This is a genomic window from Pontixanthobacter luteolus (assembly GCF_947494915.1).
Taxonomy (GTDB): Bacteria; Pseudomonadota; Alphaproteobacteria; order Sphingomonadales; family Sphingomonadaceae; genus Pontixanthobacter; species Pontixanthobacter luteolus.
The window spans coordinates 388634-412339 of record NZ_CANLWR010000001.1 but is presented as its reverse complement, the minus strand read 5'-3'; the positions used below and the strand labels follow the sequence as shown (position 1 = coordinate 412339).

General features: G+C 59.9%; 8 protein-coding genes. 1 reads left to right on the top strand and 7 read right to left on the bottom strand.

Annotated features, from left to right (window positions below):
- Positions 1-7: 7 nt before the first annotated feature.
- Together PO778_RS01900 and PO778_RS01895 are read right to left on the bottom strand one after the other, a co-directional pair.
- Complete coding sequence (locus PO778_RS01900; RefSeq protein ID WP_160729424.1) at positions 8-1663, bottom strand: acetolactate synthase large subunit; 1656 nt, start codon at positions 1661-1663, stop codon at positions 8-10.
- 141 nt (positions 1664-1804) lie between these two features.
- Entirely contained in the window at positions 1805-2743 is a 939-nt protein-coding gene (locus PO778_RS01895; protein WP_271438420.1) for a D-2-hydroxyacid dehydrogenase, read from the bottom strand.
- 78 nt (positions 2744-2821) lie between these two features.
- Between PO778_RS01895 and PO778_RS01890 the strand changes: the two genes are divergently transcribed.
- Positions 2822-3448, top strand: a complete 627-nt coding sequence (locus PO778_RS01890; protein ID WP_271438419.1) for a 2OG-Fe(II) oxygenase — start codon at positions 2822-2824, stop codon at positions 3446-3448.
- Positions 3449-3463: 15 nt separating this feature from the next.
- Here the strand turns inward: PO778_RS01890 and cysS are convergent, their stop codons facing one another.
- From cysS to PO778_RS01865, 5 genes are all read right to left on the bottom strand, one after another.
- Positions 3464-4909 carry a cysteine--tRNA ligase gene (cysS, locus tag PO778_RS01885; RefSeq protein WP_271438418.1) on the bottom strand — a complete coding sequence of 482 codons (1446 nt, stop codon included), beginning with the start codon at positions 4907-4909 and terminating at the stop codon, positions 3464-3466.
- A gap of 58 nt (positions 4910-4967) precedes the next feature.
- Complete coding sequence (locus PO778_RS01880) at positions 4968-17696, bottom strand: hypothetical protein (RefSeq protein ID WP_271438417.1); 12729 nt, start codon at positions 17694-17696, stop codon at positions 4968-4970.
- Between the two features lie 157 nt (positions 17697-17853).
- Positions 17854-19641 (bottom strand): ShlB/FhaC/HecB family hemolysin secretion/activation protein, encoded by a 1788-nt coding sequence (locus PO778_RS01875; RefSeq protein WP_271438416.1) that lies wholly within the window; start codon positions 19639-19641, stop codon positions 17854-17856.
- A gap of 68 nt (positions 19642-19709) precedes the next feature.
- The gene (locus PO778_RS01870; protein WP_271438415.1) at positions 19710-22844 is read right to left on the bottom strand and encodes a CHAT domain-containing protein; all 3135 of its coding nucleotides are present in this window, start codon (positions 22842-22844) and stop codon (positions 19710-19712) included.
- A 185-nt stretch (positions 22845-23029) separates the two neighbouring features.
- Positions 23030-23704 (bottom strand): nitroreductase, encoded by a 675-nt coding sequence (locus tag PO778_RS01865; protein WP_271439325.1) that lies wholly within the window; start codon positions 23702-23704, stop codon positions 23030-23032.
- Between the last annotated feature and the right edge of the window lie 2 nt (positions 23705-23706).

Sequence of the window (23706 nt, the reverse complement as noted above, 5' to 3'; positions counted from 1 at the left end):
GACAATCCTAGAGCTTTGCGGAAAGTTCCTTGATGTCGTGATTCAGGATCTGGTCGTTTTCCGTATAATCGACAGGGCAGTCGATCAGATGGACGCCGGGCGTGTCGCGGCAATGGGCAAGCAGTTCCTTCAGGTGCTCCGAGCTTTCGACCCGGTGCCCTTTTGCGCCATAACTTTCCGCATACTGGACAAAGTCCGGGTTGCCGTAAGTCAGCCCAAAATCCTTGAAACCCATATTCGCCTGTTTCCAACGGATCATACCGTATGCATCATCGCGCAGGATCAGAACGGTCATGTTGAGGCCAAGCCTGACCGCGGTCTCCATCTCCTGACTGTTCATCATGAACCCGCCGTCGCCGCATATCGCCATGACTTTGCGGTCGGGATACAGCATCGCGCTCATCATGGCTGATGGCAGGCCTGCACCCATCGTCGCGAGGGCATTATCGAGCAGCACCGTGTTGGGAAGATACGCGGTATAGTTGCGCGCAAACCAGATTTTGTAGACCCCGTTGTCGAGGCAGATGATGCCGTCTTCCGGCATCGCCTCGCGGATTTCCTGCACCAGATGAGGCGGGAATATCGGGAAGCGTGTATCATCCGCCAGCGGTGCCGTGTGCGCTTCTTCCGCCTTGCGGTAATCAAGCATTTTGGCAAAATCCCATTTGCCCTGCGGTACGATATCTTCCTTGATCTGCCAGATCGCGTTCGCGATGTCCCCAATCACCTCGATCTGGGGAAAATACACCGGATCGACTTCTGCGGTGTTCATCGAAACATGGATCACCGTGGCTCCGCCTTGCTGCATGAAGAATGGCGGTTTCTCGATCACATCGTGCCCGACATTGACGATACAATCGGCATCCTCGATTGCGCGGTGGCAGAAATCCCCTGCCGAAAGTGCTGCACAGCCGAGGAACAGCGGATGCCGTTCGTCGACCACGCCCTTGCCCATTTGGGTTGAGACAAACGGGATGCCCGTTTTTTCGATCAATTGGCGCAGCATCCGGCCGGTCATCTTGCGGTTCGCACCGGCACCGATGATCAGAATGGGGGCCTTAGCTTTTTCCAGTGCTTCCACCGCGAGGCGCACCGCCTTGTGCTCGGCCGACGGACGCCGTGCGACAGAGGATTTCAGCGGCTGCGCGGATGTGTGTTCTTCCGCGATGTCTTCCGGGAATTCCAGATGGGTCGCACCGGGCTTTTCCTCTTCGGAAAGGCGGAATGCCTCGCGCACGCGGCTGGGAATGTTGTCCCCAGCGGCCAGTTGATGCGCGTATTTCGTTATCGGTCCCATCATGTCGACCACATCGAGAATCTGGAAACGGCCCTGCTTGGACTTCTTGATCGGTTTCTGACCCGTAATCATCAGCATCGGCATTCCGCCAAGCTGGGCATAAGCCGCAGCGGTCACGAAGTTGGTCGCACCCGGTCCAAGTGTCGCCAGGCAGACACCGGTTTTCCCTGTGTGCCGGCCATATGTCGCCGCCATGAAGCCAGCACCCTGTTCGTGCCGCGTCAGGACCAGCTGGATGGTCTTTGAATATGAAAGCGATTCCAGAAAATCGAGGTTTTCTTCCCCCGGCACGCCGAAGATGTATTCAACGCCCTCTTCCTCCAGGCATTCGATGAAAAGATCAGAAGCTTTCTTCGTGTCGGTCATGGTCGTCCCCCCTGACGATGCCCGGGTGGGCACCGTGTGATGAATTGCGCGACCATTGGCATCCCCGATCCGTGCCGGAGCAGCCTGACTTAAGCATTACTATCCAACCCGCGGCAGCCTGTCACTGCCTTGCCCACTGTGTCAGTAACCGAGAACCGGATCGAACACGGGATGTATCTCACCGCCTGCAACGTAGGCTTGGAGATTCTGGACAAAGCGTTCGGCAGATCGCCGGAACATGGAATTCTGCGCGCGTCCGGAAAGGTGCATCGTGATATGGGCATTCTCAAGTCCCCATAGCGGATGGTCCGACGGCAGCGGTTCCGGCGTGGTTACGTCGAGCATTGCCGATGCGATTGATTTCTTCTGCAGCGCGTTGATGAGCGCCGGCTGGTCCACCACTGTGCCCCGGGCGACGTTTACCAGGACTGCGGTTTCCTTCATCGCCGCAAATTCTTCCGCACCGATCATGCCCTCGGTTTCCCTGGTTGCGGGAACAGCCAGGATCACCCAGTCGAATTCGCCCAGCTTGTCGCGCCATTCATCGGGCCCGAGCGCACCACCGCCGCCCGACCGGCGCACCGGCACAACCTCCACACCGAACCCTTCGAGCCTCGGCTTCACTTGCTTGCCAATGCCGCCAAAGCCCAGCAGCAGCGCGCGTGTCCCGGCCAGCTCGATCTTGCCCGGCGCGTCCATCAGCCATTCGTGACGATCCTGCGCACGAACGATGGTGCGATAATCCTTGGCGATGTTCAGCATCCCCATCACGACATATTCGGCAATCGCGATCGCATTGATGCCGATGCCGTTGGTGATCTTCGTTCCGCGTTCGTGCAGCAGGTCGAGCGGCAGAAAATCGAGCCCGGCGTAAATTGAATTGAGCCATTTCAAATTTTTCGCCAGCTTGACGGCTTCGATCATGGGCTTCTGGTCTTCCAGATCGAACCAGCCGATTTCCGCCTTCGGTGCCAGCTCGTGCATTTCCGCGACCGACGTGTAAAAGTGGGCTTCCACACTGTCTGGAAGGTGCGGCTCTACCATGGGGCGGATCAGGCTGCTGAGAACGGCAATAGTCATACTGGGGAAGCCTCCAATGCTTGCAGCACACCGGAGCAGCGGCAGGGCGTCCGCGTCAAGTAAGAAGCGAGATCCAGCGTGAGTACGGAAAGCTCTCTGTTCACGAAATTCGGCACAATCGACGGGTTTCTCGGCCCAGAAATGTCAGCTCGATTTCTCGAATTTGCCCTGCTGCAAGAAAACAGTTTTGCGCCGACCCGGGTAACTACATCCAGCGAGGAAAGCTCCAGTGACCGATCAGTGCGGCGCAGCTGGCACTATCCCGGCGACCTAGGCGAGATTGGCCGCGAATTTCGCGCCGCCATATCGGACAATCTGGAGAAATGTTTCAGCCTGGCCGGGCTGATGCCAATAGCGGACCCGACCATCGAATGTGACATGGCCGCGCACCGCGACGGGTGTTTCTTTACCCGGCATATCGACACCTTCACCGACGAAACACGCAAGTTTTCGGATACCGACCGCCTGCTCAGTGCGGTCTATTATTTTTACCGGCAACCGTCGGGATTTTCCGGCGGCGAATTGGCAATCGCACCGATCAGGGGCGATGCCGCGCCGCAATTGACCATCCCGCTTCATGACCGATTGGTGGTGTTCCCGTCTTTCACGCCCCATGCAGTTCTGCCGGTATCTGTTCCGGGTGACGCCTTTTCAAACGCGCGTTTTTCGGTCAATTGCTGGATCAGACGCGCGCGTACGCGCTAGTTTGACCGAACGGCTTCAACCCAGCTTCCATTCCCAGCCAATCGGATCGCCGTCCATCAGGTCCACGCCCTTGGCCGCCATTTCATCGCGGATGGCGTCGGATGTGGCGAAATCCTTGTCCGCCCGAGCGGTCTTGCGCCGCTCGATTGCCGCTTCGATTTCGGCTTCTGTGACAGATGCGTCTGCTGGCCTGAGCCGCAGGTCGGTGCGCGCGAGGCTGAACAGTTTCAGCCCCAGAACGGCATCCATCCGTTCGATCGCCGCACGCTTCACCCCGGCATCGACTTTCTTGACTGACAACGCCTCTTCCAGCGCGGTCAGGGCAATCGGGGTGTTCAGATCATCGGAGATGGCAGCATCGAATTTTTCGAGGATGGCGGTAAATTTCGGGTGGGATGGATCGCCCGGCTGCGTATCGGACAGCCGCTCTGCGGCAATCAGCATCCGCTTCAGACGGGTGAGTGCAGCGCCCAGCCCTTCCCATGAAAATTCCAGTTCGCTGCGGTAATGCGCCTGCAGGCACATCATGCGGTAGGCGAGCGGGTGATACCCCTTGTCGATCAGCAATTGCAGACGCAGGAATTCGCCCGAAGACTTCGACATCTTTCCTGATCGTTCGACCAGGAAGTTGTTGTGCATCCAGATGCGTGCGCCGCTGTTTTCGGCGTTATCGAGTCCATTGGTGCAGCAATAGGCCTGGTTCTGCGCGATCTCATTTGGGTGGTGGATTTCACGGTGATCGATCCCGCCGGTGTGGATGTCGAACGGAAAGCCGAGCAGGTTCTCGCCCATGACGGAACATTCGAGATGCCAGCCGGGCGCGCCGCGGCCCCATGGGCTGTCCCATTCCATCTGCCGCGTTTCCCCTTCCGGGGTCTTGCGCCAGATAGCGAAGTCAGCGGCGTTGCGCTTGCCTTCGACCGTGTCGATGCGGCCTTCGCCGTCTTCGGTCACCGCGCGTGCCAACCGCCCGTAATCGTCAACCGTAGAGACGTCGAAATACAGCCCGCTATCGAGTTCGTAACAGTGTTTGTCTGCGATATTTTTGCCCCAGGCAATCATCGCGTCGACGAACTCTGTCGCGCGCGGGTGCTGCTTTGGCTGAACATTCAGGCGCGCAAGGTCTCGCTCGAAATCTTCCTGATAGAATGCTGCGATATCCCACGCTGATTTGCCTTCCCGAGCCGCCATCCGTTCCATCTTGTCCTCGCCCTCGTCTGCGTCCGAGGTTAGATGGCCGACGTCGGTAATGTTGATGACGTGGGTGAGCTTGTACCCTTTCCATTGGAGCGTCCGGCCCAGCGTATCGGCGAACACATAGGCACGCATATTGCCGATGTGCTGGTAATTGTAGACCGTGGGTCCGCAGCTGTAGACACGCGCCTCGCCCGGATGGACGGGTTCGAATGTTTCGAGGCTGCGGGTCAGGCTGTTGAACAGTTTCAGCGGGGCGTCTTTCATGGCCGGTGCCATGCACACGGCGGGCCGACCGGGTCAAGCCACCACTTGTCCCGCCATTCTATTCAGCCGGGCACTGCTCCGCATCGCCTTGCTCGCACTTTTCCGCCTCGATGAACCAGAAATCCTCGTTGCCCGCACCGGTTACCGGCTCATCCAGCAGCGGATCAGGCGAACGTTCGGGATCCGTCCTGAATTCCACTACCATCGACACGATGGTGTCGCCCGCTGGGCTGTCGGGTTCGATCTGGTCTTCGATCAGTTCGCGGATCGGGCTGTCGTTCGGATCATCAAATTCGGGATCGACGATGATGTTTACGCAGGTCGAAGGATCGGCGATCAGGCAGCCGTTGATCGTGGATTGCGCAGCGGGGTCGACATCGGTCAAATCAATCAACGCCAGGGCTTCGACACCCGTTTCGTCTGCGACGATCCCATTGATCACGATATCGACCGGATCGGTGCTACTGTTCCCCACCACGATAACGCTGTCCGCAACGAAACCACGCCTGTCATCAAACGCAGTTCCGGCACCGGTGTTCTGGATCAGCAAGCTTTCGCCCACTTCGAACAGAATTGTGCCTGCCTGGAAGAACCCATCGGGCCGCACCAAACCGTCATTCTGGCCAAGCCGTTCGTCGACTTCCGGCAATGAGAGGCCGGAGATATCCGAACGCGCGCTATCGCTGATGGCTTCGACCGATGTGGCGATCAGCGAGACTGTGCCGCCGAACAATCCGTCCGTATCGGTGATGCCGATATTACCGGCCTCGTAATCCACCGTAATCAGGTTGAGGGCATCGAGTTCCACGAAGGTTGCAGACGTCGCATCTTTAATCGAGAGGGAGCCTTCCACTGCGATATCACCGGCGATAACCACAAGGCCGCCATCTTGGCCGATATTGGAGCCGCTCAGATCGCTGCCGACGCCTGCGACAACATCAAGATCATCGATGGTCACGAACGAACCGCCCGTGCTGGAACCGACCGCGTTGAGGGTGACGATCCCGCCGCTGAACACGCGGCTGAATTCATCATTGTCCAGTTCGTACACGCCGGTCACACCGCCTGCTCCGCCCAGAACGGCTTCATCCGCATTGGCGGTGAAAGTAATGCCTGTCGTGCGGTCACTCTGGCCAATCGCTGCGTCGCTGCCGACAGCGATATCGGCAGAAATGATATCGACCAGAATTCCGCTGGCAACTGCCTGAATGTCGACCAGCCCGCTTGCATCGATTTGCAGGCTACCGGCAGCAATAACGTCCGCCAGCACAGTCACATCCGGTACTGCCGAGATGACAATGTCACCGCCGCTTGAATTGACCTGCTGCGACACCGTGACCGAACCGCCCGTGCTGACCAGAGAGATGTTTCCGGGTGCGGTCGAACCGCGAACATCAAGATCGCCCGTGGTTTCAATGTCGACAGTGCCACTATTGGCGTCAGCCTGCACTGCCAGATCATGGGCGGATCGAAGGAATACCTCGCTACCTTGGGCAACCAGCAAATCATCGAGGATTATGTCGGTATCGACAGAGATTGCCCCGTTCACCGACTGCAACGCAGCTGATGCGGCGGAAAGCGTGTTGAGGACGATCGCCTGATCGGCTGAAATTGTGACCGACCCGGCTGCTGAAATACTGCTCCCCGTCACGCCGCCGGAACTGGCAATCATGCTGACGTCGCCGCCAGCGTCGATGGATGTGAAATCGATCGAAGTGCCTGCAAGGAAATCGGCGTTTCCTGCGACCGACACCTGATCGAACGCGATGCTCTGACCGGCAGCGGCAGAAAGCGCCCCACCCTGAATGTCGCCAGACGTGAGGCTGATCGAGCCAGCTGCATCAAGCGACAGGCTGCCGCCGATAATCGCCGATCCGGTCAAGGCAATCGAGCCGGTTTCGGCAGTCATGCTGCTTGCCCCGCCGCCTGCACTGGTCGTGACCCCGGTGATATTGCCATCACCGCGCACGGTATTACCTGTAATCCGGGCGAGCAGGTCGATCGTGCCGCCAGCTGTCAGAGATACGTAGTCGATCTGACTGCCAGCCACATCGATCAGGCCGCCGGCGCTCGAATTGCCCAGATCGACGATATTGTCGACATTGATGATGATATCGCCGCCGGTGATTATCGAATTGAGGCCGGTGGTAATGTCCCCGCCGCCAGTCGCGATGAAATCTACGCCGGCTTCCGCATGGTCAGCGAAGATGTTTCCGTCCGCATCCAGGAAGATAGAGCCGTCGGCAATCATATTGGCGACATCAATATCCCCGGCAGAGGCACCGATGGAAATCGTTCCGCCGCTGAGTATCTCGGCAATCAAGGCTGACGATCCTATCATCGTAACATCGCCCACGGCATCGATGCCTGTTCCGGCGATTGCCCCGTCAGCGGCCAGATCGATCGCCCCGCCAGCGACAAGAGCGCCAAAGTCGATAGATGAGGCCGAAACCGCACTGATATTTCCAGCAGCGCTGACATCACCGAATATGACCGAGCCGCCATCAAGCGAGATATTGATCGCGGAATTGGCGGCGTCCAATTGCGCCAGGCCGCCAGCTGCAAACAGGATATCCGAGCCCGGAACGGTAACTGTTCCCACTACAATGTCGCCGCCTGCAGAAAAGTCGAGATTTCCACTGCCGACCGAAATCGTGCCCACGCGGATACTGCCCGGGACAGCGAAGAAGCCTTCCAGCACCTCGCCGACATCGGCAGCAGAGGTAATCTCGCCGCCAGCGACAAGCGAGGCAGCGTTAACGTCCAGGCCTACGGTAATTCCGATATCGCCGGAACTGGTGAGCGCGGCATTGCCCAGCAGGCTACCGGCTGCGTCAATGATGATCTGCGTGCTGGAAATATCGGCATCGAACAAATTCACATTGCCGGAAATGCTGGTCGCACTGAACAGGTTGGCGGCGCTCAGCTGGGTTGCAATGCCGTTCGTGCCCATAACGATGTCGTTCCGGGTCGTGATCAGGATGTCGTTGGCATCGACGCTGCCTTGCTCGATAATCAACTGGATTACGTCGTTATTGCTCTGCTGGCCGATCTCTATGACGTTGTCGGCTTCGATGTTTCCGATGCAGATATTGCCCTGAAGGCAGTTGGCTGAAAGCAGCCCGGCATCATCACTTTGCGTCACCCCGTCCGCTGGCGCGTCGTTGATATCCAGCGCAATCGAACTGGCGATGAAATCGCCGTCGAGCCCGTCAATCGCATTCCCGGTCGCAATGATCGCCGCACCGTTTGCGTTCAGAGTGCCGTCGATCACGATCGACGCCAACGGTGTTGCCGGAATGCTGAGAAGATTGGTCAGACCACCTGCATCCAGATCAATCGCCCCCACCCCGTTGAATGGATCGGCTGGGTCGGGCGCATTAAGGGGGCTGCGCGCACTCGTAAGCGCGGCACCTGTCCCGACGATTATGTCATCTCCGGTCTGTACGAAAATGCGGTCGTTCGCGGCCGTAGACGATCCGGCCTCGAAGATCGTGCTGCCCCCTGACCGGATCGAAACACTGGCATAGGAGTCGACGGCGCCAGTAATCCTGACATTGGCAAGATTATCGTATGCCGAACTGCCGAATGGGTTCAGGCCAGCGTCGATCGAAATGCCGCGAAGGTTTGAAATCCCCTGCGGGCCGGTGGCGAGTGCATTGTTTAGCAACACGCTGCCGCCCGACTGGATGGAAATCGCCGCCGCTGCGCGTAAATCGTCCGCAGTCAAAGAACCGCCTGAAAGCAGGATGATCTCGATCGCCGACAGGATCGAACCCTGCTGCGCGTCGATATTGCCTTGCGCGCTGCCAATGAGGCCAAAGCCGCTATCCAGCGAAATTGTTCCAGCCGCGTTGTTGGTGTGGACGACCGTAATATCCTGAGCGGCATTGAGCGTCGTGGCACCGCCGACCCGTATTTGCTCCGCACCGTCCAGCTGCAACAGAATATCACCGGCCTGAGCGTCGAGCAGCAGGCTGCCGCCGATATCACTAGCGCCAAGCGTAACAGAATCGCCCGTTATGCTCGCATTTCCGCCTGTGATGATACCGCCAACCATGGGGGTCCCTGCAGCGGCGATGGTAATTGATGTCGCCGCGTCGACGACACCGAAACCAGCATCACCGGCTGTTGCAGTTGCATCCACCGCCCCGCCAGAAGTTACATCGCCGACATCAATCGACTGGCTAAGCAGCGTCACATCGCCGCCGCTTTCAATGTCCCCGGCACCGGTGTTCGCACCGATCAGGCCGTTCGATGCGCTGAGCGAAATCGCATTGGGCGATGAAAGAAGATTAAACAGCAGGTCCGTCGCACTGGTAAGCGCGATATTCCCAGCGGCAACATCGCCGAGCGCAATCGAATTGGCGCCCACGGTTACCGCATTGGTCGCCGTCAAATCACCGCCACTCACGGCTCCGCCTGCGTTGAAAATGATGGAGGCGTTGCTGCTTGCGCCGCCGAATGCGATGTCGCCGCCAGCATCGACAGTGAACGCTCCACCTTGTGCATTGAGCGAGCCGAAACCGATGTTCCCGGTTGCATCCAGATCTATCGCGCCGCCAACCGAAATCGCCCCGCTGCCATCGATATTGCCTGCGGTTGCTTCCCATACCAGATCGCCGGTGATTGACCCGGAGTCGAGAGACGCACTCGCCCCGCGGATCGTAAAGCCAGTGCCCGTTACGGCATTGCCGACCTGCGCCAGCCCTGCCGCAGTAACTGCAGTGCTGAAGGCAGAATCTGTATTTCCGACCAGAGCATCACCCGATGCAGCATCAATGGTAACGGACTGAGTATCCGATACCGCCGAAGCGATATCGACCGAGCCTGCATTGATCGTCAGAACGCCATTGGCACTGAAGGAGCCGCCGGTGAGCGCGCCGCCGACAGAAATCGCCCCGGAGCCGGCAGAGGCATCGAAGGAAGCAATTGCGGCATCCCCGCCGACGCTGATCGGCGTGCCCGGGCTGACAAGGTTCGAAAACAGATTGCCAGCCACAAGATTGCCGCCAGCGGTAATGCTGAGGCCGTTACCGGCAGTGGCATCGCCAATGTTCGCATCCGTCCCCGCGGACACAGTTATGTCGGAAGCGTTTGCGGTGCCGTTGACCAGAAGGTTGCCGGTTGTCACCGACTCCGTCGATCTGGCTACAATGCCGAAGGTTGTGCTGGTCAGATCGCCGGAGACGAGATCGCCCATCAACGCATCGAGCAGGATACCGCCATTCTCGATCACAGCGACCGAGCCCACCGCAATGTCGCTCGCAGAAATTGTCACGCCATTGTCTGAGACGATATCACCGCCAGCTATCGACACGGCGTTGATATTGATGCCGCGGCCGGATGTCAGCGCACCGAAACTCGCGGTGCCATTTGCATCGAGGTCGATCGCAATGCCGCGAATATCCCTGCCGATCGCATCCACATTGCCAACCGTCAGGTCCGTACCCGCCGAAATGGTGAGAATGCGCGTGACGATATCATCCAGCACGACCGCAGCGTCTGCGGTAAATGTCGTGTCACCAGCACCGCCGGTATCAATGGCACCGCCCAGAATACTCCCCCCAGCGACGAAATTCATTCCTGCGGAAGAATTGGCAGCGCTAAATGTGATGTCACCCCCAGCATTGGCATTGAATGTGCCGGTCGAGGTGAGCGACTGGAAATTGATATCAACCCCGGCATCGAGGTCGATGATACCGCCCGCCGTGATCGGGGTTGCTGAATTGATCAAAATGGAATCGGTTGCATCGATATCCAGCAATCCACCGGTCGAAACGGTGCCGGAAATGGTTGCCGAACCTGCGGTTGCATCGAGGCGCAGATTGCGCCCTGTCGCAACATCGCCAACGATCACCGAAGTACCCCGGATCAGCGAATCCAGTGTCGGCTGGACCAGGTCGATATCCGCCAATCCGGCGGAGAAGACATTGAAGCTCAAGCGTGACGAGATACTGCCAATCAACGCATCGCCAGATGTCGTTGTGACCGTGCCCGAGTTGTTCGTATCGACCGAAGCCAGATCGACCGAGGCGGCATCCAGCGTGGTCAGGCTGTTGCCGAAGAAATTACCGCCCGTCAGCGCTCCGCCGACATCCCAGTTCAGAAGCCCGTTGGAACTGACATCGCCTACAATCGCATCGCCGCCCACGGTCACGCCCATGCCGGGGCTGGTCGCCAAGGCGGTTATGTCGCCAGCTGTCAGATCTCCACCGATATTCCAGGTAAGGCTGGACCGTGAGAATGCCGAGGCGATATTCGCATCGCCGCCGGTGGTGACCCCCGTGCCGCTGCCTATAAGTGCACCGGTTGTCGCAGAACCTGTCGCACTGATGGTGACGCCGAAGCTGTCGGACGTCACATCGCCCACGATCACGTCACCCGCCAGACCGCGCACGAAAACGAAACCGCTCAGCGAGCGGACAGTGCCGACATTTACGCTGTCGCCGATCACGTCGACCTGATCATCGCCCAGGACATCGCCTCCATTGATCGCGGTGCCGGTGATATCGAGCAGGGACGCGGAATTGGCCGAAACGAAATCAACCGTTCCGCCTGCCTGGAGGTTCAGGCTGGCCACCCCGCCAGTCGTCGAAACAATGCCGACATCGACATTCGTACCTGCGCGCACTTGCAAGCCAAATCCGCTGGCCGACGCATCACCCAATGTAATGCTGCCCGGCGTGTCGAATGTAGTCAGCGCGCCGCCGCTTACGTCACCGCCAACGATATCGCCGCCCGCATTGACATCAATCGAGCCGGTGCCGGTCAGGCTTCCGAAGGCAATGCCGCCGGTTGCGTCGATATTGACGATCGCCCCGCCGCTGATGGCACCGGTACCGGTGATGTCGCCTGCCGTCGCATCGATGGTCAGGAACTGCTGGATGTCAGCATTGTCGAGGTTGATCGAGGTGCCACGGAAGATACCATCGAAGGCGTTGGTGTTGGCCGCCGTTCCGACGGACAGAGTCCCGCCTGCGATAGCCTGAATGCTGTCAGCTGCGTCGATTACTGCAACGCTGATATTCCCGCCCGCATTGATGAAAACGCCATCATCGACCGACTGCGCGGTTCCGCTAAGCGTGATATCCGTGCCTGCGGTAAGCACCGTTCGATCGAAGAATGCGCTGCCGACCGGAGCGTCGTTGATCGCAGAAACGCCGCTGATCGATCCGCCTGCATTAACGGTCAGATTGCCATCCGAATTGATGACTGTACCAAATGCGACATCGCCGCCCGCATCGGCGGTAAATCCGGTCGCGGCATCCGCATCAAGAACCGAAATCGCCTGAGTTGCATCCAGATCGATAAAACCGGTCGCAACCATATCGGCGAGGCCGGTGATATCGCCATTCGTAGCGTTCAGGATGATATTGGTTCCGGCAAGAACATCAGAGAAAGTGATGCTCTGTGCGGTGATCGAAACAAGTCCCGACCCGTTGATGATCGATCCGGATTGGAAATCGAAGTTGCCACCAGCCGAAGCGATGAAAACGCCAGCGCTGTCTATTGATGTTGCGGTCAGTGGATTGTTCGTATGGGTGAGCAGGATATCCCCGCCGGCACTGAGCGTGGTCGAACCGCCGACCAGCATTTGTCCATCGCCGTCGAAATTGAAGATAATGTCACCAGCGACATCGGCGTCTACATCGCCCAGCACCGTTATAGGTCCTGAACTGCTTTCGATGGTCAGCGACGGCGTGCCCGGCGCTGCCGCCGTTCCTGTTGCAATCGCGGTCAGCGAACCCATCGTGATCAGGCCGGCCGGGTCCGCCGAACCATCGGTGATCGTAATCTGTCCGCCTGCCGTTGCTCCGATGAGCAGGCCCGCACCGCCAATTGCAGTCGCGTCTAGCAGCACATTACCGAGCGTGATGATGCCCGGGCTACCGTCGAAAGTCTCGATCGTCGGCGTGCCTCCCACACCGCCCCCGCCAAGACCCTGCGGGCCCAGCGTCGCATTGCCATCATCGCCGCCGAAACCACCGTTTCCGCCGATCCCCAGTGCGGTCAATTCGACATCGCCTGCAGAGATCGTCCCGCCAACCGACCTGAGCACCGGCGAGCCGCCCGTGCCGATTCCGCCGTCTCCGCCCGACCCTTGCGTGCCGCCATTGGTAAGATCTAGATTACCGCCAGTTCCCCCGGCACCGCCCGTGCCGTTTGCCCGCAAGCCGAACGGGTCTGTCGATGGTTGGATCAACGAAACAGAGCTACCGCTTCCGGCGATAATCGCGACTTCACCGCCGGTCGCGCCGCCGCCAATTCCGCCATTACCCGCTGTGAAGCCGAGGAAATTGTCGCCGCCCGATCCGCCAGCACCGCCGGTCGCATCGGCGCCGATCAGGACAATGAAGGGATCAAATTCGAAGCTCGCGCCAGCGCCTGACACTGCGAAACGCGCAGCACCGCCGAAAGCGAGGCCGCCCGTCCCACCCGTGCCGCCGACAGAGGACGTATCGCCATTTCCGCCCCGGCCACCGGTGCCGCCAAATGCTGCGGCGTTCAGGTTTAGCGAGATCAGCGACGACAACATCGCCCCGCTACCGGCAGCAGAGAAATCAATTGTCCCGCCGCGCCCCGTTCCGCCAGTGCCGCCATTCGCGCCGAACCCGCCAGCGCCGCCCGCACCGCCTTGCCCTTCAGCGTCAATGAAAACGGAACCCACCGATGGGTCATTTGCAAGGTTGATGGAAACAGCGCCGCCGATCCCTGCCCCGCCCTGTCCGCCGATACCGCCAAAGGGGTTGTCTGCCCCGCTTCCGCCGAAGCCATTGGCTGAGATATCCAGATTTCCAAGGATGAAGGTGGAAGCTGAGTCAGCGGATACGTTCACCAGACCGCCCGTTGCAGCGCCGCCGTCGCTCCCGTTACCGCCAGTGTCCCCGACAGAGGCACCGCCATCTGCGCCGGCATCGATCACCAGATCGGACAGCGAGAGTGATCCGCCCGTCACTGAAACCGTGACAAGGCCGCCTTCCGCATCACCATTGGAGTTTTCGCCTGCGCCGCCGCGGCCAGTCACATCTGCCACCAGGCTTGTGCCAGCGAAGCTCGCACCGCTGCCGACTTGCACAATCACGTCACCGCCAAATGCCGATCCGGCCACGGAATCTGCCCGGCTGTCGAGACTCGCCAAAGCCCGCGCTTCGGCGATCAGGCTGCCGCCGATATTGAATACCGAGCCAGTTCCCGCGGTGTTAAGCCGTATCAGCCCGCCTGTAGCGTTCCCGTTCAAACCTGGCGATGCCCGTCCCGCTGAACCAGCAAGCCCGCCATCTCCGCCGCTGCCGCCACTCGCAATAGTACCGAGCGCCAACGTGCCGGATGCTGATGACAGATCGAGGGTCGAGCCGCCCAGCACATCGATCAATATCTGACCGCCGGTCGCGTTGCCTGCATCACCGCCGACGCCGCCCACTGTAAAGGACGCATCGCCGCCTGCCCCGCCATTGCCAGCCCTGGCATTTGCGGCGATCTCGTCATCGAAAACCAGATTGGCAGAAGCCCCGTCAGTCACCTGGATGGATACGGTTCCGCCGATGCCATCACCGCCAACTCCGCCGATGCCGCCGGTTCCGAAATCAAGGGTGTTGGGCCCGCCGACACCGCCCGTGCCGCCGAAACCGCTCGCGCTCATAGTGTTTACGCCGAAGGTGCTGAAATCACCCGCAGCGCCGCTGATATTGATCGACGATGTGCCCGCCGTACCGCTGCCGCCGGCTGCACCTGTTCCCTGAAACAGAATGGATGATCCGCCGGCCCCGCCAACGGCGAGAGTATCGATAAAGAACGAATTCACCCGGACGGAAACATCGTTCACATTGATCGACGCATTCCCGCCAAAGGCATCGCCGCCAACGCCCGCGATATCTCCATTGCCCCCTGTGCCGCCAAGCGACCGGGCAATCGCGACGTAATTTTGCAAATTATCGAGCGCTCGATTGAGATTGATCGAGGCATCTCCTGCAACGGCATCGCCGCCGGCACCACCGATTGATGACACCCCGTCGCCGGTCTGCGCATTCCCGCCGTTTCCGCCGAAAGCCTCTGCTGCGACGAACAGATTGTTGAAACTGAGCGTTCCGGCGATGTCGTTGAATGTAGCTGTGCCGCCAATGGCATCCCCGCCCGAACCTGCATCATTGGCCGGATCGAAGCCCGCAGTCAGAGTAAAGAAGAAGACATCCGACGATCCGCCATTGCCGCCATACGCAGTCGCATCGACCGTGATGATATCGGCAGTGACCACCGCATCCCCATCCAGATTGAAGATCGCCGTGCCGCCAATGCCAAGGCCGCCAGCGCCGCCATCTGTGCCGGAGCCTGAGCCGCCATTGCCGCGAATTTCCAGCGTATTGCCGGTCGCGGTCACCGTTAGCGTATCGGTGACATTCAGTGTGCCTCCAATCGCATTGAAGGTGGCCGTGCCGCCGATCCCGTTGCCACCGGCGCCGCCATTCGTACTGCCGCTGGTTCCCGCTGCGCCTTCGCTGCCGATGCCGTTTGCATTGACTGTGAAGTTCAGAACGGTCGCCGACCCTGCGGTCAGATTGAAGGTCATATCGCCGCCGATACCGTCACCGCCATCACCTGCGGAAGGCAGGCCGGTCGCATGTGCGATTTCCACTGGTGTGATCAGATCGCCGCGCCCTGAAGCAGAATAGAACGCGTCTGAATCGGTGAAACCAAGATAGTCGGCGGGTGCCGCACTTTCATCCAGTTGGCGCAAACCGTTTCCGCCGATACCCGCATTGATCAGGTCGATCGCGGATAGGGTAAGGTCCCCTCCGCCAATGTTCAGTTCGAGCTTGCCGCCCGCGCCCATGCCGCCTTTACCATCGACGCCCGCAGCACTGGCATCAATGATCAGCGCATCACCGGCAATTTCGGCATCCCCTGATTGGTTCAGGGTAAAGCTACCGCCCTGATAATCGCGGCCCGCACCGGTCTGCCCCAAGGCAGAGCCGTTGGCCGAAGCCTTGCTATCCACCACCATGGTAGAGAACCTGAGTGCAGCGTCCTGTATGGAAACCGTCACACCGCCCGCCCTGGTTACACCGGTTTCCGAACCCGCCGCAGCCGAGGTGCCAATCGCGATGTTGCCGCCGACGAGCAAGCCGCCAGATAGCCCGGTGCCGGATGCAGAAATCCGCACTTCTTCGCCGGACGCAGCACCGACCGCGCCCGATGTACTTGCATCAACCGCCAGATCACCGCCGACTGCCAAAGTAGAGCCCGCGCCGGTAACGGATATATCGACCATGCCGCGCGTAACCGGGCCATTGCCGGAAACGCTGGTATCCAGCGAGAGATTGCCGCCGACATTCAGATCGCCATTGGAAAACACATCAATCGTGCCGCCAGACTTCCCTTCAACGCCTGCCTTCAGCGAAACATCGCCGTTTGCCGAAGCTGACTGGCCTGAGCTCGCGCCAAAGCGGATCGACTGACCAGCCGTGACGCTCACATTACCCGACAGGTCGGCGTCGATAACGTTGATGGAATCGCTATCCCCAGCGGAAAGCACTATTCGCCCGTTCGCATCAACCGAGGCAGCGCTTGCCGCCTGATAGCCGACGCTGCCGCCCACCAGCATGGTCATTGCCGAATTTTTCGAGATTCCGGCCATAGTGATACCGCGCGGCGCGCCGCTGACATTTGCCGACGGGCCCGTGGTCGTACCAGTATGAACGATGCCATTGGCATCTTCGCTGCCCACCAGAACGGCAATATCGAACAGGCCATTATCGATGGTCAACTGCGCCTGTTCAGCGGCGACATAGGCAACCGAACCGCCTGCATCGACGGTGCCGTGCTGTTCGATCCGCGGGGCGACGATAGCAAGCGAACCGGTGGCCGCGATATCAGCGCCCGCTTCGATCACAATCGCGCTGCCAGGCGTATTCACACCGCTGAACCGCATGCCCCCGCCATTGCCGGAAATCGTGTCGAGCTGGCTGGTGGTCAGGACAAGGCTGCCAACATCAAACGCGCCTGTCGATCCTACGATGATCCCGCCAGCGCTGTAGAACCAGATATTTCCTCCGGCTGCCCCACCCGCGACCGAGCTGCTGACGCTGCCATCAATCCGGATTGCGCTGTCGAAGCCGGGCGTGAACACTCGGTTGAGAACCGTGTATTGCGACAGTTCACTGGTGAAGCCCAGCTTGGCCCCTTCGCCGAGGAAGCTGACTTCACCGCCGGGCGAACCGTTTCCGAACGTTGTCCAGTTGATGATGGCTTCTGCTGCCCTGACGTCGACAATATCCGCTGCGTTTCCAGGCCTGAAGCCGATTTCGGCATCGCTGAAACGCGCATATGCGGAGACATTTATCCCCGCCACACCCGTTCCCGCCGAGCCGACATCGGAGGGCGGTACGGCGGGCGTTGCAGGTGGAAGCACTACCGGTGTCGTGATCCGGATATCTTCCACCATGACCGGCTGCGTATGGCTTTGCACCGCCGGTCTCACGGCTGGCGCAGTCGCTGGCACGAAAGGCGGGTCAAGCGTGGCCCTGCCTGAAATGCGTATGTCGTCCGGGGTGATCAGCCGGACTGGCGCGGCATTGCTCTGAATACTGATCCGGGGAACCTGCGGACCGGACATGATCGGACTGCCGGGACGCATCGGACCCGGCGTTTCCACTGGACGCTCGATCATGACGCTGCGCGGATTGGGCATGGATGGCACGCCGCCGGCAGTCTGCGCTGCGGCTGGTGATGCCAACATCCCGGCAAGCGCGATCGCGATAGAGGTCGCAATTGCCGATCCCGACTTCATGAAGCGCTGCCGTCTCGCGCGGTTGCGCTGGCCGCTCGTTCCCGAAAGAGTCGTTTTCACCCGTTGCACCGTCATAGCGTCTTCTCCGCGCTGAACCTGTCAGCGTTTACAACAGCCTGAGCCGCAGAATTAATGGCGATTGGCAAGCTTGAGCTGGTCATCGGTTCCACGCCCCCAACTGCACCGAAAGGGTCATGAGCAACCGGACATCGCCCCGCTCAGTCTGGAAAGGTGCGCGCTTCAACGGAACCGCGCCAAAGATATCGAGATAGGCGGTCCGGCCCAAGGTCGTACGCAGGCCGCCGCCGACAGAGGTGATGGTCTGCGGATCGCCCGGCACGTTCTTGGTGCTGACCGACATCAGGTCGAAGAAAGCATAGGGCTGCCACGCGATGCCATCCGGCGTTTCTGGCACCAGCGAACCGTAGGCGATTTCAAACTGCCCGCCGAAACCGGTATCGCCAATTACCGCACCGGGATCGAACCCGCGACCAGCAGTATAATTGCCGCCCGACACTTGCTCGTAACTGAGCAGCGCATCAGGCGAATACTGAAAGCGCGGCTTGAGCGAAAACTTGAGTAATGGTGCCGGCCGATAATCAACCTGCCCCTGCCCCCTGATGACGAACGCGGTTGGGTCACCGTCCAGCCTGGATGGCGGAACCACGCCCGGCTGCGCGCAATTGACGAATGCTGGACCGCAGGGATCGCTTGCCCCGAACAGGTCGAAACCCTGCCTGACTTCGATCGATCCGGCGAGGGCAAAGCGCGGTTCGATCGATGAATAACCGCCCGCCCCGCGGACACTCGGTTCATCGACGCTGTTGAAGTCGAGCCGCGCATACATCACCCGCAGCCGGTCTTTGCTGAGCGGCAGTCCGGAAAAGTCGATATCCTGATCGACCAAGTCGAAGCCGACCGTGCCGAAGAAGTTGGACGTCTGCGTCCGCTTGAACGGATAGGTGCCGTAAACCGAAGCGATAAAACTGTCAGATTCGAACAGGTCCGGCCCTGCGATATCGGGTTCCGACCATGCATAGGTTACGTTGCCGCCAACAGTGAAACCTTCGCTGCCAAGGCGAAATTCATGCCCCGCCTGCACTACGATCTGTTCTGATGGTGTTTCTGCCGAATAAACACTCAGCGTGGTTTCATCGCCGGCACCGGTCAGGCCGTTGAAACGTGCGCGCAGCAGCCCGCCGAACCGGCCAACCGCCTTCGAACCGAAATTCTGGATATTTGCATCGGCATAAACAGGGGTGCGGTCGACATTGAAAATCCCGACCACATCGCCCGGCTGCGCGGTTCCATTTGCCGGTGCAGGCTGCATGACCAGCCTGACATCAAGCCCGGGAATATCTCGGGCCAGCAAAAGATAACGCTCAGCCTCAGTGATGTTGAACACCGGCTGGGCTGCAATCTTGTCGATGTATTTCTGCAGAAGCTTGCCTGACGGGCCAGCATCGCCGCGCACCTGTACCGCAGTCATCCGGGCCGCAATCACATCAAACCTGACTACGCCGCCGTCAATGGTCTGCACCGGCACCTGCACCGCGGCGAGATACCCCGCTTCGCGCAGCAGAGCCGCCGCCCGGTCGCGAATGTCGCATATGGCCGAGACGGGCATTTCCTGGCCGACGAAACCGGCATAGGCGGGCGTAAGCAAGCCGGGATCAATCGCGCCGAGCCCGGTAAACTGGGCCTCCGAAAGGGTGAAGCGCAGATCGGCAAACTGTTCGTTCGCCAGCGGGCAAGGTGCGCGCTCGATCACGCCGTCCACGGCGACTGCTTGCCCTTCCGTGCGAAGTTCCTGCTCCAGCCGGTCACGCTGGATTTCTTCACGGGTCGTCGGACTCGCCACCTGCGCGGCGGCGGTGCCGGACCATGCGCCAATCGCGATGATTGGCAAGGACATGCGGTAGATCTTGCGGCTGAGAGCAATCATCGAAGTTCCATCAGTCTTTCTCGGGGTTTGCTCGGCGCCCCTGGCGCCCTTGGCGGTTTTCATTGCGATCATTGTCCCACCATTGTGTCCGGATCACCGGCAGCCTCGTCTGCCGCAGCCAGCTGATCGGACAGCAGCGGGCGAGCCGCATCGCCGATGATTGCAAAGCCGCCCCAGTAATAGGGGTGCGAAGTGTCAGGACTATCCATCAGAGCAGCTTGCGACTGGCGCAGCGCCTGGCCGATCGAATTGCTGCGGCCTGCACGAAACATTTCGCTCATCAGCCTCTCGGTCGCGTCGTAATCGTCGGGTGCGGGCCAGTGGCTCGCCATCACCGCGCGCCCACCGGCACCGATGAAGGAGCGGACAAGACCGTCGAGCGCAGTCCCCCCGCCTGTCGCAACACCAGCTGAGCGCGTCGCCTCGATGCTTGCCTCACCTGCGGTGTCGCAGGCAGAAAGGATGATGATGTCGGCGTCCAGATTGAGCGCGAAGATCTCTTCAAATGAAAGTAGCCCGTCTGAATCGCTCCCACCGAAAGAGGTAAGCAAAGAAGGCTTCGACGGGCATGTCGGACTCGGCGGCGTGACCAGCCCGTGGGTCGCGAAGTGCAACACACGGAAATCGTCGAGATCATCCTTTTCCCTGATCCGGGCGTCGGTAAAATCTGCCCCGGTCATCAGTTCGGACTGCCCCTCGCCGACAATGCTTCGAGCCGTCACAAGCTCGGTATCGTCGATCGGCGCGTTCCACACCGCAGCATCCCAGCCGCAATTGTCACTGCCGCCGGCCAGCACGGCACGAATGGCCGGTGACGGATTGTTTCCGATAGGCACATTCTCGCCCATGCCGAGATATTCGCGGCTGGCGGAAGACCGTTCCACCTTTCGCGCGTCGACGAAGGCTTGCGCTGATACGGCGGTGCTGACGCGGCGGTCCCGGGCGAGCCAATTGACCCCCGTGAAATCAAACACGTCACCGTCCGTACGTGCGGAACGCTGGCCATATGCGGCGACCGATGCAGCATCTGTCACAAGGATATCGACGGGCAACCGCAGCATCGCCCCGTCCGGTTCGAATATCAGATGATCGATACCTTCCAGTTCTGCCGAGACAGAGCCGAAAATCTTGCCGTAGAGCTCGTAGGCAAGGCCGACTTCGTAAGGATAGGTCACGTATTGTCCGGCCTCGAAAATCGAAATCGAGCCGCGCAGCATATCGACATAGAAATCCAGATCCTGTTCCGTCAGGTCCAGCTTGCTTGATTTCGCTGTCTGCTTGTCAGCATAAAACAGGAATACGTCTCCGCCGACTATTGCAAGCCGCGCGTAGGCTTCGCCCTCTTCCAGAATATCGCGGAATTCACTCAGCTCGGTCGAGCGGGGGGATACCACGCGGTATTGTGGGTAATCGCTGAGTGCAGCCTGGGTCAGCAACTGCTGCTGCTCCAGCGCATCAACCTGCTGCGACAGCTCGGCCAGTTCCTGCTCGACAGCCGCATTCCGCTCGGCGCGAAGCAGCGTTTGATACCGGATGCGCGTACGTTCGATATCCCGGTCCAGACTGATCGCCTGCCGGAACAGGCGCGCGCCATCATCTGATTTCGCGCTCAGTTCTCGGGCCAGAATCGCCTGCGTCTCGGCAACACCGGGCCGGACCAGAACCTGCGTCGCTTTGAAGAAATCTTCGGCAGCTGAGGGATCATCCGCCACTCGGTCAGCCAGCAGCGTATAGTACGGTGCCAACTGGTTGACGAAACCGGTCACGGCATCGCGTTTGCCCACGGCGCGGTCGATCACGGTCTTGTAGAGATCGAGCGCCTCGCTTTCGCGGCCCCGCCTCAGCAGGAACGAGGCTAGCCGTGCCTGTGCCCCGCTGACCGCGCGGCGTTCGGGATACTGGACCTCCAATATAGCCAGACCGTTGCGCAGATAGGTTTCGGCCGCGCCAAATTCGCCGCGGCTTTCCTCAACTGCGGCCAGCTCTCCCAGAACTTGGGAGCGCAGGCGTGTGATCGATACCACGCGCCCATCACGAACCGCGATTGCTCTGCCGTACGCCGCCAGAAACGATGACCGCGCTTCTTCAGTTTCACCGATCAGGCGTAGCGCGGTTCCGCGCAGTTGCAGCGCCTGCGCGTCGATTATTTCGGCACGCTCCTCCGGCGTCAGTTTCAGCTCATCCACGAACCCAAGCAGAGGCCCGCCCGACCCGCCCTGATTGATCCGTGCAGACAGTGGCAGGGTTATCGCCAAGCGCCCGTCCATCTGCGCAGCGCCCAATGCACCGCCATCCAGCGCGCGATCCAGCCGGTCGATCGCTTCCGCATGGAAACCTTGGTTAAGCAAATGAATTGCTTCGAAATTGCGCTGCAGGCGGCTGGTGACCGGGTTGGCGGCGGTCTGTTCCTCTGCCTGTGCGAAAAGGCGATTTGCTTCCCCGAATTCGCCAAGATTGCTTTTCTGAAGCGCACGGTTGACCAGGAATTCACCCGGATTGATTTCTTCTTCGCCGGCCAGACGCTGTTGCAGCGTCTCAAAATATGCAGACGCCTCTGCATATTCGCCGCCCAGATTGCGCCGGTACCCTTCTGCCAGCGCCTGCTCAGGCTTCAGCGTTTCGGCCTGAACACGAGCGAATGAAAGCGGGTCCGCGACCGATGTCGATGCAGCGTCGATCGTGCCCGCTGCAATCCGGTTGTCGAGAATCGATTCCAACGCCAAATGCGATGCGCTGTCATAGGCGGCGAAGCCTTCAGCAATGTAGGTCGTATCGCCGCGAACGAGAGTGATAATCGACCAGTCAAGGCTTGTCCCACTGACCTTGCACACCGTGCGGCTGCCACCGAACACGCCCGGGTTGGCGGCCGTGGTTTGTGCGGAACAGTCAATTTCCTGTCTTCGCTGGCCAGCAATGGCCTGGACTGGATCGCCGCTGAGTGACAGGAAGGCATAAATCTGGGAAACCGGCTGTGCGCTATCGCGGCAGACAACTGCCCAGGCGCGGTCGAACATCGACCGTTTCGCAGGGTTTTCGACGCTGCGATCCTGAACCTGGCAAAGGATACCGCCGCCATCACCGATCGGGAATGAATCGCGAAGAAGTACCGGCCCGCTCTGCGCATATGCAGGCAGTGCGAATCCCGCCGGGATCAGCGCCGCTGCGTACAAGCTCGCCAGGATTCTGTTATTGCGATTACGCACGTGTCGCCCCCTCCCCAAGGAACTTTGCAGGCCGATCTGATTGATCAGCCATTATAGGCGCGACACCGTTTTTCTGTTCTGTTGGGGGAAGCCTAGCCCAGCCATCGCTTCGGGCCTAGGAAATATGCGTCAGTTTCCGGAATTCATTCGGTAAAATCGGGCCACTCGCCTTTATTCGCGAATGTTCACTCGAAACCGCGCCAGCGCACGGATTCGTCCAGCGCCGCGCGTTTCACAGCGAACTGGTTCACCGGGGCATCCGGGTCTCTGTAGCCGATAGCCATTCCGCAGAAGAAGATATGGTCATCGGGAATGTCCACCACCTCGCGAATTTGCGGGCTGTAAAAGGCCCAGGCTTCCTGCGCGCAGCTATCGAGGCCTTCTTCGCGAAGCAGCAGCATGATCGTCTGCAACCACATTCCGATATCGCTCCATTGCGGCGGGCCCATGTATTTAGGCGTGTGGACCAGCATCAGCACCGGTGCACCGAAAGCACGGAAATTGTTGGCAAACCACATGAGGCGCTTGGCCTTATCCTCGCGCGTAATGCCGAGCGAGGCGTACATATCCTCGCCAGCTCCAAATCGGCGTTCCTCGTAAATCCCGTCGAGGTCTTTGGGATAGAGATCGTATTCGGGCTTCAGCCCCGCGCGCCCTTTGGAAAATTGCGGCGCCACCCGGTCGAACAACGCCTGCATCGGCTCGCCGGTAAGGATGACGGCGTTCCACGGCTGGACATTGCCACCCGACGGCGAACGCTGCGCCTTTTCGAGCACGCGGGTGAGCGTCTCGCGGTCGACCGGCTGGTCGGTAAAGGCGCGGACGGAACGGCGGGATTGGACTGCTTCTGTGACGTTCATGC

Coding starts and splice junctions, on each gene's coding strand:
- PO778_RS01900 (WP_160729424.1), bottom strand. CDS start 1,663: ATGACCGACACGAAGAAAGCTTCTGATCTTTTCATCGAATGCCTGGAG.
- PO778_RS01880 (WP_271438417.1), bottom strand. CDS start 17,696: ATGAAGTCGGGATCGGCAATTGCGACCTCTATCGCGATCGCGCTTGCC.
- cysS (WP_271438418.1), bottom strand. CDS start 4,909: ATGAAAGACGCCCCGCTGAAACTGTTCAACAGCCTGACCCGCAGCCTC.
- PO778_RS01865 (WP_271439325.1), bottom strand. CDS start 23,704: ATGAACGTCACAGAAGCAGTCCAATCCCGCCGTTCCGTCCGCGCCTTT.
- PO778_RS01895 (WP_271438420.1), bottom strand. CDS start 2,743: ATGACTATTGCCGTTCTCAGCAGCCTGATCCGCCCCATGGTAGAGCCG.
- PO778_RS01875 (WP_271438416.1), bottom strand. CDS start 19,641: ATGATTGCTCTCAGCCGCAAGATCTACCGCATGTCCTTGCCAATCATC.